At 36.9% G+C, this 17,057-nt stretch carries 19 protein-coding genes and 1 riboswitch; of the genes, 6 read left to right on the plus strand and 13 right to left on the minus strand.

Features of this window, described 5'->3' with window-relative positions; genetic code table 11:
- Positions 1-37: 37 nt before the first annotated feature.
- The 3 genes from L6W14_RS20175 to L6W14_RS20185 form a co-directional block, all read right to left on the minus strand.
- The gene (locus tag L6W14_RS20175; protein WP_237898766.1) at positions 38-1,663 is read right to left on the minus strand and encodes an S-layer homology domain-containing protein; all 1,626 of its coding nucleotides are present in this window, start codon (positions 1,661-1,663) and stop codon (positions 38-40) included.
- 109 nt (positions 1,664-1,772) lie between these two features.
- Positions 1,773-2,939 carry an endonuclease Q family protein gene (locus tag L6W14_RS20180; protein WP_237898767.1) on the minus strand — a complete coding sequence of 389 codons (1,167 nt, stop codon included), beginning with the start codon at positions 2,937-2,939 and terminating at the stop codon, positions 1,773-1,775.
- Positions 2,940-3,011: 72 nt separating this feature from the next.
- Positions 3,012-3,182: a hypothetical protein gene (locus tag L6W14_RS20185; RefSeq protein ID WP_175400775.1), complete on the minus strand. Its 171-nt coding sequence runs from the start codon at positions 3,180-3,182 to the stop codon at positions 3,012-3,014.
- Between the two features lie 181 nt (positions 3,183-3,363).
- Between L6W14_RS20185 and L6W14_RS20190 the strand changes: the two genes are divergently transcribed.
- The 3 genes from L6W14_RS20190 to L6W14_RS20200 all read left to right on the plus strand — a co-directional run bounded on the left by L6W14_RS20190 (position 3,364) and on the right by L6W14_RS20200 (position 4,684).
- Positions 3,364-3,942 carry a TetR/AcrR family transcriptional regulator gene (locus tag L6W14_RS20190; protein ID WP_237898768.1) on the plus strand — a complete coding sequence of 193 codons (579 nt, stop codon included), beginning with the start codon at positions 3,364-3,366 and terminating at the stop codon, positions 3,940-3,942.
- Between the two features lie 74 nt (positions 3,943-4,016).
- On the plus strand, positions 4,017-4,370 hold the full coding sequence (locus L6W14_RS20195) for a DMT family transporter (protein WP_131522342.1): 354 nt from the start codon (positions 4,017-4,019) through the stop codon (positions 4,368-4,370).
- On the plus strand, positions 4,370-4,684 hold the full coding sequence (locus tag L6W14_RS20200) for a DMT family transporter (RefSeq protein ID WP_131522343.1): 315 nt from the start codon (positions 4,370-4,372) through the stop codon (positions 4,682-4,684). The genes L6W14_RS20195 and L6W14_RS20200 overlap by 1 nt, the downstream gene beginning before the upstream one ends.
- A gap of 89 nt (positions 4,685-4,773) precedes the next feature.
- Here L6W14_RS20200 and dapF read toward each other — a convergent pair whose 3' ends face one another.
- Genes dapF through L6W14_RS20215 form a run of 3 tightly spaced genes read right to left on the minus strand, consistent with a single transcriptional unit; the run spans position 4,774 to position 7,527 of the window.
- Entirely contained in the window at positions 4,774-5,631 is an 858-nt protein-coding gene (gene dapF / locus L6W14_RS20205) for a diaminopimelate epimerase (RefSeq protein WP_131522344.1), read from the minus strand.
- A 52-nt stretch (positions 5,632-5,683) separates the two neighbouring features.
- On the minus strand, positions 5,684-6,475 hold the full coding sequence (locus L6W14_RS20210; RefSeq protein ID WP_237898769.1) for a heme ABC transporter ATP-binding protein: 792 nt from the start codon (positions 6,473-6,475) through the stop codon (positions 5,684-5,686).
- Positions 6,476-6,480: 5 nt separating this feature from the next.
- Entirely contained in the window at positions 6,481-7,527 is a 1,047-nt protein-coding gene (locus tag L6W14_RS20215; RefSeq protein WP_048394957.1) for a FecCD family ABC transporter permease, read from the minus strand.
- A gap of 146 nt (positions 7,528-7,673) precedes the next feature.
- Positions 7,674-7,862, minus strand: a riboswitch (cobalamin riboswitch).
- Between the two features lie 154 nt (positions 7,863-8,016).
- On the opposite strand from L6W14_RS20215, the gene L6W14_RS20220 reads away from it, so the two are divergent.
- A complete protein-coding gene (locus L6W14_RS20220; RefSeq protein ID WP_131522346.1) occupies positions 8,017-8,613 on the plus strand; it encodes a biotin transporter BioY in 597 nt (198 codons plus the stop codon).
- 102 nt (positions 8,614-8,715) lie between these two features.
- Positions 8,716-9,285, plus strand: coding sequence for a YdhK family protein (locus L6W14_RS20225; RefSeq protein WP_237898770.1), 570 nt, complete (start codon positions 8,716-8,718; stop codon positions 9,283-9,285).
- Positions 9,286-9,326: 41 nt separating this feature from the next.
- Here the strand turns inward: L6W14_RS20225 and L6W14_RS20230 are convergent, their stop codons facing one another.
- The 6 genes from L6W14_RS20230 to L6W14_RS20255 form a co-directional block, all read right to left on the minus strand.
- On the minus strand, positions 9,327-10,028 hold the full coding sequence (locus L6W14_RS20230; RefSeq protein ID WP_131522347.1) for a response regulator transcription factor: 702 nt from the start codon (positions 10,026-10,028) through the stop codon (positions 9,327-9,329).
- Complete coding sequence (locus L6W14_RS20235; RefSeq protein WP_237898771.1) at positions 10,006-11,406, minus strand: sensor histidine kinase; 1,401 nt, start codon at positions 11,404-11,406, stop codon at positions 10,006-10,008. The genes L6W14_RS20230 and L6W14_RS20235 overlap by 23 nt, the downstream gene beginning before the upstream one ends.
- 126 nt (positions 11,407-11,532) lie before the next feature.
- Positions 11,533-12,075 carry an NADPH-dependent FMN reductase gene (locus tag L6W14_RS20240; RefSeq protein WP_048394950.1) on the minus strand — a complete coding sequence of 181 codons (543 nt, stop codon included), beginning with the start codon at positions 12,073-12,075 and terminating at the stop codon, positions 11,533-11,535.
- A gap of 63 nt (positions 12,076-12,138) precedes the next feature.
- A complete protein-coding gene (locus L6W14_RS20245) occupies positions 12,139-12,756 on the minus strand; it encodes a nitroreductase family protein (protein ID WP_131522348.1) in 618 nt (205 codons plus the stop codon).
- Between the two features lie 69 nt (positions 12,757-12,825).
- Complete coding sequence (locus tag L6W14_RS20250) at positions 12,826-13,809, minus strand: ring-cleaving dioxygenase (RefSeq protein WP_131522349.1); 984 nt, start codon at positions 13,807-13,809, stop codon at positions 12,826-12,828.
- A gap of 50 nt (positions 13,810-13,859) precedes the next feature.
- A complete protein-coding gene (locus L6W14_RS20255) occupies positions 13,860-14,294 on the minus strand; it encodes a MarR family winged helix-turn-helix transcriptional regulator (RefSeq protein ID WP_131522350.1) in 435 nt (144 codons plus the stop codon).
- 152 nt (positions 14,295-14,446) lie between these two features.
- Between L6W14_RS20255 and L6W14_RS20260 the strand changes: the two genes are divergently transcribed.
- On the plus strand, positions 14,447-16,441 hold the full coding sequence (locus tag L6W14_RS20260; RefSeq protein WP_131522351.1) for a catalase: 1,995 nt from the start codon (positions 14,447-14,449) through the stop codon (positions 16,439-16,441).
- A 47-nt stretch (positions 16,442-16,488) separates the two neighbouring features.
- On the opposite strand, the gene L6W14_RS20265 is transcribed toward L6W14_RS20260, so the two are convergent.
- On the minus strand, positions 16,489-16,953 hold the full coding sequence (locus tag L6W14_RS20265; RefSeq protein WP_131522352.1) for a YusW family protein: 465 nt from the start codon (positions 16,951-16,953) through the stop codon (positions 16,489-16,491).
- Positions 16,954-17,057 lie beyond the last annotated feature (104 nt).

Consider the following 17,057-nt stretch of genomic DNA (forward strand, 5'->3'; position numbering starts at 1 on the left):
AAAAGGTAGAGGAGACAATCCCCCTACCTTTTAATGATTATTGAATGAGTAGCTGACTAAGATTGGTAAATATTTTAGCTGCTTGACCTCTTGTTGTGACAGCCTCAGGTGAAAATTTGCCTCCATCCCCTGTCACGATTCCTAATTCATACAGCATTGTGATGGCTCGTTTGGTTTCTGCATTATATGAAGCAACATCTACAAATGGCACATTGCCTTTTGCAATATACGGCTGATTAGATTGCTGTTCATAGGCGCGATGAATCATTAAAGCTAATTGAGCCCGTGTCACAGGGTGTCCGGGCTTAAATTTCCCATCTGTTCCTTTAATAAGACCATGTACATATGCTGCCGCAATTTCTGATTGGGTTGCTGCATCATAATTTGTGATATCAGTAAATGGTGCTTTTTCTTCTGTAGTTAATCCAAGACTTCTTACAAGAATTGCTGCAGCTTGGGCACGTGTTACACTACTCTCAGGCCTAAATGTTCCATCTGTATAGCCATTCATTAAACCTGTATTTGCGGCTTTTTGAATATAATCTTTTGCCCAATGATTCTGTGTATCTGTAAAGCTAACTGTTCCTTTCGTAGTGAACGTTACTGTAGGATTTTGAACACTTTCATTACCAGCAGCATCAATTGCTTTGATAGATACATTGTAGCTTGTATTTTCTATTAAATCTGTGAGCGTAATCGTAGTAGTGTCTGCATTTAATGTTGAAGTTAATTTTCCATTCACATAGACAAGGTAATTTGCTATGCCTACATTATCTGTCGCTTCTTGCCAGTTAACCTTAACAGTTGTACGATTTTTTACATCTACTCCAATAGCCTGCGTGACATCCCATAAAGAGCTTGTTTTAATGATTGGTAAAAATGCTTCATTTGCTACCGCTAAATAACCAGCTTCACTTAAATGAATATTTTCAGGGTTTGGTAGATAGTTGGCAACATCTTTTGCAACAACATCATATGTAGGAACAAAAATAGCGCCCGCTTTTTCAGTAGTTGTTTTGATTGTTGAATTCAATGTAGCTAATAACAGATTAAATTGTTTTTGTAAGTTCTCACTATAGTATGGGAAGGAATTATAATAGCCCATTACATATACTTCAGCTTGTGGATTAATCTTTTTGATTTCAGATAGAATAGTAGCAATGTTCGATACAGCTTCTTTAGTAGCTTTTATGATAGCCACCGTGTCAATTCCCGTTGCTTGGGATTCTTTTAATATTGGCAATAGATCATTTGCCCCAGCTGTTAATGTGATGATTTCAGCTTCTTTAATAGAAGCTCGTAACTTTGCCTGTTCCTCTGTATAGCCAAAACCAGTCACTGTTTTTGCCACATCATTTTGTAGATCAGCTAAAATATTTTTAGTTGTGTAGCCTGACATAGCAAAGCCCTTATTAAAGGAAGTAAGGAAGCCGTCTTGTTGTAATGCCTGTGCAATAAAATCGGTATAGCCTAATCCAATTCCACCAACTTCATTCATCCCATGTGCTAATGAATCACCAAGTGCCACATAATCAGTTTGTACAACCCAACTTGGTGCTATATGGTCACCCTGCCCTTCCTCTGCACTAGCTGCTACAGGTATAGCTAATTGCAAAGCCAATACACTTGAAGCTAAAAAACGAAATTTCTTTGATAATCGCATTTACTCTCTCCTCTACTTATAAAATAGTCGTTGTTTTCACTATTTTACTAGAGGAATGATAAAAATAGGTTAAATTACAACAATCTTTTTGAAATATTTCATTTTTTATCTAATCAACCTGTATCTTTCCATAAATCCCACCTCCACCAACTTCAATGGCTAATTGACCCGTTCTCGCTAAATCGATTAATTGGGCTAGTTTATGTGGTACAGTTTGTTCAAGCTGGTCGATTGTTACACGATGCAAAATATTCATTTCTGTACCAAATGCCTCGATTAAACGTTCCATCATTTTAGGACCAATACCTGGAATAAAATCAAGTGGTATCTGATGAATGTAAGGTGGTCTATTTCGTTTATTGGGAAAGTCTTCAGATAGCTCCTGTATACGGGTAGCTACTCCCTTTATAATTTGAGTACTCCCACATTCTGTACAAATGGTAGCCTCTTTACTTAGCTGTTGACTACATTTTGCACAAACTGTTTGATGATATTTACCAAGCAAAGGATTTAGGCCATAATTGGCTATTACTGCTCGTCCCTCTTGCTCATGCAGGGCCATTTTTAATTCTGTAAAATTTGCTTCTGCTAATCGTAACTTTTGATATTCTCGTGCCAATTTTCCAAGCGAATGTGCATCAGAATTGCTAACGAATGTATATGCTTGTAATTCTTTAATATGACTTACCATATTTGTATCAGAGCTTAAACCTAATTCAATGCCATCAATAAGCTCCGGATCAAAGACTTCAGTTAAACTTCGACGAACCCCTTTGCCAAACAAGCTTTTAAATGGTGTAAATACATGTGCAGGAATAAAAATACCTCCTAATTCATGCACCTTTTGCTGCAAGGTCTTGCCATCACAATAAATACGCTGTGAACTTAAATGGATATTCTTCATATGTTGTGACATCCATTCTGAGAACAGCTTCATGAGCTCTAGTGTAGGAAAGTAAGCAAGCACATGAATAGGACCCTGACAATGTTGATCATAAATTTCGATCTCTGATCCGGGAATTAAAGTCGTTTCCTGAAATCGCAGACCACCTTCTTTAAGTTCTTGCAGTTCTCCTTGTTCAATCATCCTCACCATTTCTTCGATTACTTCAGGTGAGTGACAGTCAATGATCCCAATGATGTCTAATCCCTTTCTTGCACTAGCCGTCTCTAAAATTCGTGCTAATGTTAACGTTTTACTGCCAGTAATTTTCACTGCCCTTCCACTAGAAGTACGTCCAATATGAATATGTAAATCAGCATAGAATTCATTCAATTCAAACACTCCTTTAAATACATTCTATAAAACGAAAATACCTTACATTACTGCAAGGCATTTCTCACTTCATTATGATGGATGATTTGTAGTAGTGCTATTATTTGACTCAAAAGCGCCAGAACCGTGTGATGGTGTGGAGGAAGCATCATAGGCAACTAATGTTACACCAATCTTTTCTTCAAGCTCATTAATTTTTTCTAGTTGCTGCGGGTCTAATTGTGCAAACTTAATTTCTTTCATGGTTATCAATCCTTTCAATTATACAATTCCCCGAAATATAGAAAATATACTCTTACGCATAATTGTGGAATGACAAACGAACATTGGATAATAAAAATGACTGATAATCAGTCATTTTTATTGACATTATTTTTCTTATTCTATAACATAATAATTAAGTAAGGCAAAAGTGAGGGATTGCATGTCAAAAGAAGAAAAAATTATTCAAGCTGCCATTGAGGTTTTTCGAGAAAAAGGTATAGAAAAAACAAAGGTTTCAGATATCGTTAAAGCTGCTGGGATCGCTCAAGGAACATTTTATCTTTATTTCCCATCACGCCTTTCTGTTATGCCTGCTATTGCAAAAAATATGGTAGAAAGAATTATTGCTACCTTAGATGAAGGTATTTCAAGTCATAAGCCCTTTGAACAGCAACTTGAAGAGGTTGTGGAAATGATTTTCTTAATCACGAAAGATTATGGAGACATCGTTGCACTTATTTATGCAGGTATTGCGCAAACTGAGCATTTAAAAGAATGGGAAAATATATATGCACCCTATTATGACTGGATGAGTCATTTCTTACTATCTGGCCAGCAACAGGGAATGATACGTGATTCAATTGACCCAACACGTTCTGCTAAACTGATGATTGGTCTAATTGAATCTGCTGCTGAACAAATTTATTTATTTGATGATAGCAAGGACGAAACAATGAAATTGCTCAAGCTTGAGCTTATAGACTTCCTATCTCACGCACTTGGCCTACGTCACCCATAAAAGTGACGTTCTCTTTTACCTCAAAAATGACTGAATGTCAGTCATTACATTGCCTAATAGAAAGGATTTTATTGATGAAAAAAGAATGGATGTACGTCGTTTTAACAAGTTTATTTGAATTGCTTTGGGTATTTGGCTTTAACGTAGCAAGCTCATGGTGGCATTGGATAATTATTGTGACAATCATTGCTATAGATTTTCATTTCTTATCGAAGGCTTGTGAGAGCTTACCTACTGGTACAGTCTACGCTATTTTCGCCGGAGCAGGTGCAATCGGTACCACATTAATGGATATTTTCATTTTCGAAGGAGAATTTAATGCCGTTAAAGGACTGTTCATGATTATTTTATTATTAGGTGTGATTGGTCTAAAATTAGCGGATAATTCCTCTAAAGAGCAGGTGCAAACGAAAGGAGAGAATGTATAATGGGTTGGGTACTTATTATCTTAGCTGCATTGTCTGAAATTATAGGTGTGGTTGGCTTACGCTTCTATAGTCAGTATAAAACATTACGAAACTTAATGTTATATATTGGTGGTTTTGGTGTGTCCTTTGCCCTTTTATATACATCCTTCAACTATTTGCAGTTAAGTATTGCCTATGTTGTTTGGGTAGGAATTGGTACTGTTGGAGCTGTACTCGTAAATATCATTTTCTTTGGCGAATCCAAAAATCTATCACGTATTATCAGTATCATAGCAATTATCATAGGTGTAGCAGGCTTAAAAGCAGTATCTTAATGGCTTTACAATATAGGACGCCACCCTTAAATCGGAGGCGTCCTGTATTCATTTATTTAAAATGGCATGACGAAGAAGGATGGGAGTAATTAAGATAAAAATTCATAAATACCATCTGCAATAAATGCTGCAGGACCACGCATCCAGATATGGTCATTGTCAGCCCATCGTATGGCTAAGTCACCACCACTAAGTTGGACTACTATTTCTTCCCCCTTCTGACAAAAACCATTTAATATAGCAGCCACTACCGCTGCACAAGCACCTGTCCCACATGCCTCTGTTATACCCGAACCTCGTTCCCAAACGCAGCATTTTAATGCCTTCTCATGAACAACCTCTACAAACTCAACATTGCAGCGATAAGGAAATCTCATATCGTTTGCTATAATACCGCCTAATGTTCTTAATGGTGCTTGCTCGATCGCATTCACAAAAACTACAGTATTCGGATTGCCCAAAAACAAAGCAGTTACCATAAGAGACTGTTGGGGTAAAGGAAATATCTCATTGATGACAAGCTCATTTGGGTTTCCTAACATCGGAATGTCTTTGCGCAATAAGAGAGGTTTGCCCATATCGACAATCACTTCTATTACACGATTGTCTTGCACCACTACCTGTGCCAGCATAATCCCGGATTTCGTTTCAATCGTAATTAGCTCTTGTCGTACAATATGACGTTCAAAAATATACTTAGCAACACAGCGAAGACCGTTACCACAATTTGTCCCCTCAGATCCATCTTTATTAAATACACGCATACCACAGTCAGCAATTTTAGAGGGTTGGATAATAATCAATCCATCTGAGCCAATACCAGTATGGACATTGGCCATTTTTTGAGCCAATACACAAAAGATATCTTCCTTGTAATCATGTTGGAAAAGATCAAGATAGATATAGCTGTTGCCAATACCATGCATTTTCGTAAAGGCTATTTGCATACAGTCACTCCTTAAAGGATGTTTTATGTATCTAATAGAAGATGACACTTTTCTATATTTGGCTAAACCCCTTCGTGAACTGTTCAGGAACATATGTAAGATACGGCTTCCCTGTCATTGGATGGATTTGAATATCCGCAAAAACACCAAATACATCTTGCAGCACTGTTGGCGTAAGTACTTCCTCTGGTGTACCATGACAAACTATTCGCCCTTGCTGTAAAACGTAAATTTGATCGCAATACATAGCAGCAATATTCAAATCATGTAAAGCTGCTACTACGGTTAAATGCAAAGTCTGAATTAAATCCATAAGTTGAAGTTGATGTTGAATATCTAAATGATTCGTCGGCTCATCTAATATTAATATCTGTGCTTGTTGAGCGAGTGCCCTTGCAACCATGACACGCTTTTTCTCGCCACCAGAAAGCGAACTAAAGCTTCGTTTCTCTAAATGCGATATGCCCGTTTGCCTAAGAGCCTCTTTAACAATTTGAAAATCTTTCTCTTGATCAAGCTCTAACAGCTTTTTATGTGGGGTTCTTCCCATACTGACTAAATCATGCACAGTGAAATCAAATAATACGGGTGTCTCTTGGCTTACAACAGCCAAATTTTTCGCAATTGCTTTACTTGATTGCTTTAATATATCTTGCTCATTTAATACTACCGATCCACTTTCAGGTTTTAGGAGACGATACATATTTTTTAACAATGTTGATTTTCCGCTCCCATTAGGACCAATTAATCCAACAAATTGCTTTTCTTTTATTTGAATGCTTACATCATGCAGTATACGCTGATCGTAAATGGAGAATGATATTTGTTTCGCTTCTAATGTCATGGAAGTTAATCTCCTTCACCGAAAGAATAGTTGTTACGACGGAGAAGCCAAATGAAAAATGGTCCTCCACAAAAAGCTGTAATAATACCAATTGGCATTTCCTGAGGAGCAATAATAATTCGAGCAAAGGCATCTGCCCACACTAAGAATATTCCACCTATTAAAGCACTGATAGGTATTACGTATTTATAGTTTGAGCCCACAATTAAACGCACAATATGGGGAATAATTAATCCCACAAATCCTATAGAACCACTAACTGCGACAAGCACACCTGTTAATAGAGATACTAGTAGTATTAACTGAATACGGAATTGCTGAAGATTAACGCCTAATGTCACTGCCGCCTCTTCTCCTAGTAATAATAAATTTAAATTGCGATAGTGTAGCCACAGTAGCCCAAATACAATAAAGAATACGAAAGCTGGAATCACAATATTATTCCATTTGGCTCCAGCTAAACTACCTAGCATCCAAAACATAACAGCCTTTAAGGCCCCTTCTTGCTTTGACATCATTAAAATAAAGTTAGAGATAGCCGTTAAGATAAAGGACACAGCCATGCCTGCCAATAGCAAGCGGAAAATAGAGACACGTCCCCCAACACGTGATAAGAAAAAGACAAGTGCAATGGCAAGTAATGAACCAAGGAATGCGGATACTGAAAGAGCGTAAATACCTAAAAATGAAAAGGCTCCTAAAATAATCACAGAAGTAGCGCCGACAGCTGCCCCTGAAGAAATCCCTAGAATATACGGGTCTGCAATAGAATTACGTACTAGTGCCTGAATGGCTGCCCCTGCAATAGCTAACCCCGCTCCTACTATCGCTGCTAGCAAAACACGAGGTGCTCTTATTTGCCAGATGATGATTTCCTGAGAGCGACTCCAATCTTGCTCGATCGAATTTTGTATAAAAGGAATTTTAGAAAGAATAACTTTCCATACATATAGCGGTGTAACTGAAACTGAGCCAACCATTACAGCAAAGGTCATTGAAACAATTAATACCATGAAAAGTACGAAGGAAAATAACATAAATTTTTTATTCATCTGTTTTAAACTCCTACTGAATATATTGATGAATGAAGCAATAAAAAAAGGTATCCCATGCGAAAATGCGCATAGAAATACCCTAGATTAAACAAAGTCAGAAAAATATCCAGCTATTGTCCGTATTGCTTGCATCCTCGTGGGCATTACAGGTATTACTAAATGGCAGGTCTCCTGGCTTCGATTCACTATCCTATAATTGCCTTCCCATTCTTAAACAGTGGCAAATCATATTATAGGATTCCTCGTTACAGTTGCGGGACAGCGTCGGACTTCCACCGACTTCCCTTTTAAGTGACATTTAAAAATGTCACACCAATAGTATTTGAAGTTATAAAATGGTGACGGTTCTATCATACATTTTTATAGATAGATAGTCTACTTCAATTTAATTCAGCAATTGAGTTAACTTAAATAAACAATAAGGTTGACACAAATACATTCGTTTTTTACACTAGCAGTAATAACTTATAAAGCGAGGTGAAATTCATGGCAACTGTTACACAACATAGTCACCATAAGTTAAGAACTGTTGACATTACCTACATTGGGTTATTTTCAACGCTAATGATGGTGGGTGCTAATATCACTTCCTTTGCACCTTTTATGGTAGTTGGTGGTGTACCCATTACGCTTCAAACCTTCTTTGCAATTTTAGCAGGGCTTATTCTTGGTAGTAGAAAAGGTGCGCTCGCCTGCACAATTTATATGTGCGTAGGATTGGCAGGAGCCCCTGTCTTTGCTCGTTTCGGTGGTGGAATTGGCCAAATTTTAAGCCCTACCTTTGGGTTTATTATTACATTTATATTAGCTGCATTTGTTGCAGGATTGATCGTAGAACGAAGCGGGACAAAGAAAAGTTTTATCGTAGCTGCTTTGGTAGCAACGGCTATAAATTATTTGATAGGAACAAATTGGATGTTTTTTGCCTATAAGCTTTGGGCAAGTGCGCCAGAGAATTTTTCATATAAGCTCGCTTGGCTTTGGATGATTCCTCCACTACCAAAAGATATTATTTTAGCTATTTTTGCTGGTATCTTCGCCTATAGATTACAAAAAACATTGAAGATTATGCCCATTCAATAGTATATCTCCCCCTACTTGTGCTAGATATTTTTCATAGGTCATATCCATCGTTTCTGCACATTTATTTGCTACCTTAAGAGCAAATAATGAGGAGGATATCATATGAAATTCAATAAAAGATGGTCAGTCGGACTATTATCAGTGGTCACTCTAATTAGTTTAACGGCTTGTACAGAGGAGCAAACAAAACCTGCGTCCACTTCTAATGAAACTGCTGAAAAAATGGATCATTCTACAATGAACCATTCAAGTTCTGGCCATGTACCAGTAACGTTAAAAAATGCTGAAAACCCGAAATTTCCTGTAGGGGGCACAGCCATTATTACAGATGGACATATGGAAGGTATGAAAGGAGCCGAAGCAACAATAGTAGGAGCCTATCGTACAACTGCCTATGTTATTTCCTATGAGCCTACATCTGGTGGAAAGCGAATAGAAAAGCATAAGTGGATAATTCATGAAGAATTAATTGACCCACAAGAAGCACCACTGGCACCTGGAACAGAAGTAAAAACGGACGCAACACATATGGAAGGTATGGAAAATGCGACTGTCCTTATTGACGAGGCTGTGCAAACAACTGTATATATGGTTGATTATACTTCCACTACAAGTGGTGAAGCTGTAACAAATCATAAATGGGTAACAGAAGAAGAGCTTAGTTCAAAATAATAGAAATAACCTCTACCTTCAATTCTGGTAGAGGTTAATTTCTAGCTTTTATGTTCCATTTGCTTTCTCTTTGCAGACTTATGCCATTTATAGCCGATGCCCCAAACGGTTTGCAAGTAATCATCCGCCGGAAAACCACTTTTTCTTAATTTTTCTCGTAAATTACGTACATGTGAATCGATGGTACGATCTTCAATCGTTACATCAAATCCCCAAACGGCATGGATAAGGTGTTCTCTAGAAAATGCTCTATTTTGATAATCTAAAAATAGGGCGAGCATGGCAAATTCCTTTGGTGTTAATGGAATTGCCTTATGTTGAAAATATACTTCAAAGGACTCTCTATCTAAACAAAGCCCTTCAAAGTTAATCACTTTGTCTTCAGATATCGTTCTTCTTAATACAGCATGTATGCGTGCTAACAACTCTTCCTCATCAAAAGGCTTTAAAATGTAGTCATCTGCACCAAGGTTTAAACCTTTTACAATATCAGCGTGTTCTCCTTTTGCAGTAAGCATAATGATAGGAACATCCCAAAACTTCCTAATTTCCTGGCAAACCTGCCACCCATCCATCTCTGGCATCATAATATCCAAAAGAACTAAATCCACATGCTCTTCTTCTAAAAAATCCAATGCCTCTTGTATAGAAGACATTGCTTTACAAATAAATAGTGGTTCCAAATAAAGGGTTAATAAATCTAACATTCTTGGTTCATCATCAATGCATAAAATCGTTTTCATTCGTTTCTACTCCTTTAAATGACAATTCAAAAGTAGTCCCTTTATTTATTTCACTTCTAACCTTTATTTCTCCCCCATGTGCTTGTACAAGCTCCTTGACAATAGCAAGCCCAAGTCCAGATCCACCTAATGCACGACTACGTGATTTTTCCACTCGATAAAACCGATCAAAAATATACGGTAAATCCTTCTTTGGAATTCCTTTCCCTGTGTCTTCAACGACGATGCTTAAAATTCCACTGTCTTGTTTTACAGTAACTGTAGTCATATCTCCTGACGCACAATAGATGAATGCATTATTTAATAGATTAATCACGATTTGCTCAAGTCTTGCTTCATCTGCACATAGTGTTAAGCCATTATCACAACGTACAACCAAATAGATACCTTTATCTTGAAACGCGGGACTTAATTTTTCTTCAATGTTTGTAAAAAACGGCTCTAAATATAAGCAATGTTTTTCAATTACAAATGAATTTTCATCCATTTTCGCTAAATCAAATAAATCTTTAATTAATCTTGAAAGTCTATTTGTTTCTTCTATTATAATAGCTAAATACTTTTGACGATCTTGCCCTGTTAAATCCCGTTTAGCAAGAATGTCTGTATAGCCTTTAATAAAAGTTAGTGGTGTACGAAGCTCATGTGCAATACTCGATAAAAACTCCTTACGCTCTTGCCTTAGATGATTTAAATCATTGGATAAAAGCTGGATAGCATTTGATAAATCCCCAAGCTCATCTTTTCCATTCATAGAAAGAGCGACTGTAAAATCACCCTTACTCATTTTCAATGTAGCCTCTTTCATTTGAATAAGTGGTTTAGCCAGCTTGCGAGATAGAACAACAATGACTGCAATACTGACAAGACCAGATACAATACCTACGATGAGAAAATGCTTATTGAGCCGTTTCATTAATGCATGGATGGAATCGGTATTTTGAAACATAAATACATAGCCAATCGTTCCTTGCTGGTTTTGAATAGGGCTTATAGTCGCAATAGCTTTAACTTCTTGCCAATTGTCTTGTAAAACCCTTCCTTCATAAGGTATTTCCCCCTCCCCCTCTATCTCACGAATCAGATCACTGATTTCTTGATGTGGTTGTGAGGATGCAAGGATTGTCCCGAAAAAGTCAGTCACCACGACATCTGTACTTGCTTCTGATTCCATAAGAACGACATGTGCTAATGTTTCATTATTGAAGTTCTGTTCTAATATCGTACGATGTGAATTTCCTCTCGCTTGTAAACGCTCTAGTTCCTCTTCCACTCTAGAATTCGTCAGGGAAACATGCAAAAAAAACATCATAAAGGTCTCAATACAAAACAATGTAATGAAAAAGATAATACCAAGCTTTAATGATAATTTTCTCATCCGTAACCACCATTTTAGAATTTCTTAAAAGTATATCGTGAAAGTGTGAAGATTTCATGCAGAAGTAGCATCTTTCTAAACAAAAATGCCCATAAGTATATTGTATACTTATGGGTTAGAATTTAATTAAACGTATTTTTTTGCCCAACTTAAGAAATTATCAATGACTACGTCAAGGAATTTCACTGTTCCTTCATCAGTTAAATTGCCTTCTTCATCAAATTTAGTGTGAACAGCACCAATATAAACGTCATTGCCGCTAAGTAATGGTGAGTTAATGCCTGGAGAGAATAAGATATCACGTAAATGTAATTGTGCTTTTACAGTACCTAAGTTCCCCATTGATGCACCCATAATGATGGATGGTTTGCCAATCATTACTTTATCTACACGAGATAGCCAATCAATAGCATTTACCATAACCCCAGGCACTGTACCATTATATTCTGGTGTAACCCAAAGTACAGCATCTGCAGCTTTTACTTTTGCTTTAAAATCAAGAACTGCTTGTGGAGCCTCATTTTCAATATCTTGATTATACATTGGTAGGTCCTTTAGGCTTAATACTTCAAGATCTAACTTTTCTGTATAACGTTTTTGAATAAATTGAGCTAATTGCATATTATAAGATTCTTTACGGATACTACCTACGATTGCTACTACCTTCATGATGTTTCCTCCTAAATGTACATTATTCATAGTATTTGTATAGCTATTGTATTTTATACCATTTCAATAATAAATGGCAAATTCTTCAACTGGCTTGCGATACCCACGTAATCGACGACTGCTTTCTTTTTCTTTCCCAATAGTAATCATTAAGGCTATTTCATGTGTTTCTGGCACATTGAAAAGCTCACGCATTTTCTGATTATCAAAGCCAATCATTGGGCAAGTGTCCCAACCACGATTTTTCGCAGCTAGCATGAATAACATTGCAGACAGAGAAGCATTACGAATGGCTTCATCTTTCATGAATCCTTCACCACGATCCTCATAAAATCTTGTATTCTCTGCTACAATATCCTCTAGTTCGCCCGCTGTAATTATGCCTAAATCCACCATGCCCTGGCTTAGCTCAGCAGTATTTTTATATGCTTCCTTGTCACCTAGTACAAGAATTACACCTGAAGCTGAATGTACTTTATATTGACCATATGCTGCCTCTCTCACCTTTTCTTTCATATCCTCATCCAGCACAACAATATAATTAGCATGCTGTAGGTTAAATGCTGAAGGGGCAAGCTTAACATCCTCCAAAATAGAGCGTATATCTTCTTCAGTCATCTTAACGTCCTTGATAAAATTATTAGCAGAGCGACGCTTATCAATCAGCTTGGAAAATTCCATTTTTTATCCCCCAATACAGTTATGTATACATCCAGTAGGGCTTTTCTTTCCCAACTGGATGAAATGGTATTACTCATATTCTTTATCGAACATAATGGAACTTCTTACAGTGTCAATCGGACGAACAAGACTTTCAATCTGTTCTCGTTTTGGTTCTAAAAACGGTGGTAATGACAGTTTTTCTCCTAATGTTTCATATGGCTCATCGCCCATAAATCCTGGACCATCTGTAGCCAATTCAAATAAAATCTGCGGAGCTACTCGTGCATACAATGATTCAAAGAAATGACGATTTACATAGCCAGAAGTGTGGAAACCAAAACTTTCAAAGCGTGCAGTCCATTCATCTAATACCGCACGATCCTCTACACGAAAGGCAGCATGGTGTACAGTACCAAAACCTTGACGAGCAACGGGTAAGACTGTATTGTGCTCGACAATAATCTGGGCGCCATTTCCTCCATCACCTACTTCAAATAAATGGAAGTCTCCTTCTTCTGCAATCTCTCTAAAGAGCATTACCTTTTCTAATACATCTTTAAAGTATTTAAAATTAGCGACACGTACAAAAACTGGCCCTAAACCTGTAATGGCATACTCAAGTGGGATGGGGCCATCCTGCCAAGGTGTACCTGCTGCCACACCAGTATTGTACTCATCAGAAATTAACTGATAGTGCTGCTCATCAAAATCTACGAAAGATAGTGTTTTCTTACCAAATTGTTCTTTCATACCTGTATGCTTCACATTTAAACGATCAAAGCGCTTTATCCAATAATCTAAAGCAGCATCCGTTGGTACACGGAAAGAGGTCTTTGAAATTTCATTAGTACCATGTACACCTTTTGGGATATTAGGGAAATCAAAGAACGTCATATCTGTACCCGCACTACCCTTATCATCTGCAAAGAATAAATGGTATGTTTGAATATCATCCTGATTCACTGTTTTCTTTATTAAGCGCATTCCTAAAACATAGGTAAAGAATTTATAATTTTCTTCAGCACTACTTGTGATAGCCGTTACATGGTGTACACCTTTTAAATGATTCATAATATGCTCCTCCTATATATCTCGATATCGAGATATATATTTAAAATTTTTTATTGGTTAGTGGCGTTCTTGCCAACTTTTTTAAGTGATAAAATCATGTTGTCCAGCTCCTGAGCTTCCAATACTTCAAATATCTCATTTATTTTCTGTTCATGCTTAGGGAATATTTCCTCCATCAAAACCTGTCCCTCAAGCGTTAGTAATACATACGTAACACGACGATCTTTTGGACATGCCTTACGGTACACATAGCCCTTTTGCTCGAGCTTATCAATCACATAGGTAATACTACTGCTTGCAATTAATATTTTTTTACCAATCATTTGAACTGGTTGTTCTCCATGATGATACAAAAATTCAAGAACCGAAAATTCAGTTGGATTTAAATCGAATTGAAGTAAATCTCTTTTAGTTGCATCTTGAATCGTTTGATATGCTCGGAACAAGACCGTAAATGCTTTTAAGTTACGATTGTTTTGCTTCATACGACTCCCTCTTTTTACTTCGAATTTAATTATCTTTAATTCGAGATAATAATAACATATACATTTTTAAACAGCAAACAATTTGTTTCTTCATGTTTGCCATCTTTTCGTTCGGGTAGAAGGTAGTTGTAACTTATAAAGGAGGATTCTAAATGAAAAAAGATGTCAATCAAAAACAACAACAGCTAGAAGCATTCCGAGTAAGTGATAAAGATCAACCTCTCACAACCAATCAAGGATTAAAAATATCGGAAGATGAGCATTCACTAAAAGCAGGTGAGCGAGGACCCACTTTACTAGAGGATTTTCATTTCCGTGAAAAAATGACTCACTTTGACCATGAACGAATTCCTGAACGAGTAGTACACGCACGTGGCTCAGCCGCTCATGGAATTTTTGAAACATATGAATGCGCAAGTGATATTACAAAGGCACAATTTTTAAATGGAAAAGGAACTAAAACCCCTGTTTTTGTCCGCTTCTCTACCGTTGCTGGATCTAAAGGCTCTGCAGATACTGTTCGTGATGCACGCGGCTTTGCTACTAAGTTTTATACGCAAGAGGGCAATTATGATTTAGTTGGAAATAACATTCCAGTGTTTTTTATTCAAGATGCTATTAAATTCCCCGATTTTGTACACGCTGTAAAGCCCGAACCAAATAACGAAATTCCACAAGCACAAAGTGCCCATGATACATTTTGGGATTTCATTGCAAATAATCAGGAGTCTGCTCATATGGTTATGTGGCATATGTCAGATAGATCGATTCCACGAAGCTATCGAATGATGGAGGGCTTTGGTGTTAATACTTATCGCTTTATCAATGCCGAAGGAAAAGCCCATTTTGTTAAATTTCATTGGAAACCTGTACTTGGGGTAAAATCATTAGTATGGGATGAAGCACAAATCATTGCTGGGAAAGATCCCGATTTTCACCGCAGAGATTTATGGGAATCGATTGAACGTGGGTATTTCCCAGAGTGGGAGCTTGGTGTGCAACTTATTCCCGTTGAAGATGAATTCAAATTTAGCTTCGATATTCTTGATGCCACGAAAATATGGCCTGAAGAAGAAATTCCAGTACACATTCTTGGGAAAATGACCTTGAATAAAAATGTGGATAATTTTTTTGCAGAAACGGAACAAGCCGCATTCCATGTCGGGCATGTTGTGCCAGGCATTGATTTTTCAAATGATCCTTTATTACAAGGTCGTTTATTCTCCTACACCGATACACAGTTAATACGACTGGGAGGACCTAATTTCCATGAGCTTCCTATTAATAAACCAATTTGTCCATTTCATAATAACCAACGAGATGGCTATGGCCGACAAACCATTAATGTGGGACAAGTTAGCTACCATAAAAATTCCTTAGCCAATAATACACCACATCCTGTTTCTGAAGAAGATGGTGGATATAAGCATTATGAAGAAAAAGTTGAAGGGCATAAAGTACGTGCACGTAGTGAGAGCTTTAAAGACCATTTTTCTCAAGCAAGATTATTCTGGCTTAGTATGACAGATATTGAGAAAAAGCATATTATCGATGCCTTTAGCTTTGAACTTGGCAAAGTAAAAAATAAAGCGATTCGAAAACAAGTTGTAGACATGTATGCTCATGTCAGTTACTCACTTGCTTCAGCTATCGCTGAACGAATTGGTATAGTTCCACCTGTAGAAGTGGAAGTACCACATATTCAACAAACTTCTCCTGCTGTTAGCCAAGTAATCAATGCAAAGGAAAGTGTCAAATCTAATAAAGTAGCTGTAATTGTTACAGAAAATAGTGGTGAAAAATTAAATGAACTTATTGCTACATTTTTAAGTGAAGATATTGTAGTTGAACTAGTAAGTAATAAACAAGGCATAGTAAGCGGCTATGAAATTCACGAAACATTTGCTACTACCTCCTCAGTTCTTTATGATGGGGTTTATGTTACAGGAGCCTTTCAGAATTCCTACGAACAAGCAAAAGCAGAACAGTTTATTGAACAAGCCTATCAGCACTGTAAAACAATAGGTTATACGGAAAATGTTTTATTTTTACAGCATATAGCCAATAAACATGGGGTTGCAACCGATCCAAAATCTTTTGTTCATGCCCTTGCTAAACATCGACATTGGGTTCGAGAATGTAAATGAAAGAAAAGCCAGCTAACTGATTAAATCAGCTAGCTGGCTTATTTTTATTATTTAATTCGTTTAAATTCCTTTTCATTGCCGTCTACAAATTCGACATCTACTTCAATGGATTGATAGTTATCTTCAATATTGAATACTTTAATTACTTGATCAATCACTTCATCATTAGATGTTGTAGAATCAAAATTCAACTGCTTAAATAACGGCTCTAATTTAGTATAAGCTTCATCGCCCTGCAGTTTTTCTTGTTTTCGATCATCTTCTAATTTTGCTTCTATTCCTGTTTTTTTATCCTCATATTCTACCTCATAAGACTCCGTTGCAGAGTAATCAACATCTAAAGAAAACTCTAAAAAATTAAATGTCACTTGGTCAGTTGGCGTCTCACCAGTCTGTTGAGTAGCATTCTGATCTGCTGGAGCGTTTGCAGGCACATCTTTTACCTCATCCTTATTACAGCCGTAAAGAATAACAGTCATTAAAGAAATCACTAAAATAAATTTCAATTTCAATTTATTCACTCCTTTCTTTACTTATTATTTCCCCATTCTTCTACAAACTAACCTAAAAAGGGCATCTCCTACAATTAAGGAGATACCCTCTTCATGGAATGCGA

The sequence above is a fragment of the Lysinibacillus sp. ACHW1.5 genome, assembly GCF_022014815.1.
Lineage (GTDB): Bacteria > Bacillota > Bacilli > Bacillales_A > Planococcaceae > Lysinibacillus > Lysinibacillus capsici.

Bases quoted from the DNA above. Each gene is read 5' to 3' on its own strand.
- L6W14_RS20225 (WP_237898770.1), top strand. From the start codon at position 8,716: ATGAAATTCAATAAAAGATGGTCAGTCGGACTATTATCAGTGGTCACT.
- L6W14_RS20245 (WP_131522348.1), bottom strand. From the start codon at position 12,756: ATGGAATTTTCCAAGCTGATTGATAAGCGTCGCTCTGCTAATAATTTT.
- L6W14_RS20185 (WP_175400775.1), bottom strand. From the start codon at position 3,182: ATGAAAGAAATTAAGTTTGCACAATTAGACCCGCAGCAACTAGAAAAA.
- L6W14_RS20235 (WP_237898771.1), bottom strand. From the start codon at position 11,406: ATGAGAAAATTATCATTAAAGCTTGGTATTATCTTTTTCATTACATTG.
- L6W14_RS20240 (WP_048394950.1), bottom strand. From the start codon at position 12,075: ATGAAGGTAGTAGCAATCGTAGGTAGTATCCGTAAAGAATCTTATAAT.
- L6W14_RS20200 (WP_131522343.1), top strand. From the start codon at position 4,370: ATGGGTTGGGTACTTATTATCTTAGCTGCATTGTCTGAAATTATAGGT.
- L6W14_RS20210 (WP_237898769.1), bottom strand. From the start codon at position 6,475: ATGACATTAGAAGCGAAACAAATATCATTCTCCATTTACGATCAGCGT.
- L6W14_RS20195 (WP_131522342.1), top strand. From the start codon at position 4,017: ATGAAAAAAGAATGGATGTACGTCGTTTTAACAAGTTTATTTGAATTG.
- dapF (WP_131522344.1), bottom strand. From the start codon at position 5,631: ATGCAAATAGCCTTTACGAAAATGCATGGTATTGGCAACAGCTATATC.
- L6W14_RS20255 (WP_131522350.1), bottom strand. From the start codon at position 14,294: ATGAAGCAAAACAATCGTAACTTAAAAGCATTTACGGTCTTGTTCCGA.
- L6W14_RS20260 (WP_131522351.1), top strand. From the start codon at position 14,447: ATGAAAAAAGATGTCAATCAAAAACAACAACAGCTAGAAGCATTCCGA.
- L6W14_RS20220 (WP_131522346.1), top strand. From the start codon at position 8,017: ATGGCAACTGTTACACAACATAGTCACCATAAGTTAAGAACTGTTGAC.
- L6W14_RS20230 (WP_131522347.1), bottom strand. From the start codon at position 10,028: ATGAAAACGATTTTATGCATTGATGATGAACCAAGAATGTTAGATTTA.
- L6W14_RS20250 (WP_131522349.1), bottom strand. From the start codon at position 13,809: ATGAATCATTTAAAAGGTGTACACCATGTAACGGCTATCACAAGTAGT.
- L6W14_RS20175 (WP_237898766.1), bottom strand. From the start codon at position 1,663: ATGCGATTATCAAAGAAATTTCGTTTTTTAGCTTCAAGTGTATTGGCT.
- L6W14_RS20190 (WP_237898768.1), top strand. From the start codon at position 3,364: ATGTCAAAAGAAGAAAAAATTATTCAAGCTGCCATTGAGGTTTTTCGA.
- L6W14_RS20215 (WP_048394957.1), bottom strand. From the start codon at position 7,527: ATGAATAAAAAATTTATGTTATTTTCCTTCGTACTTTTCATGGTATTA.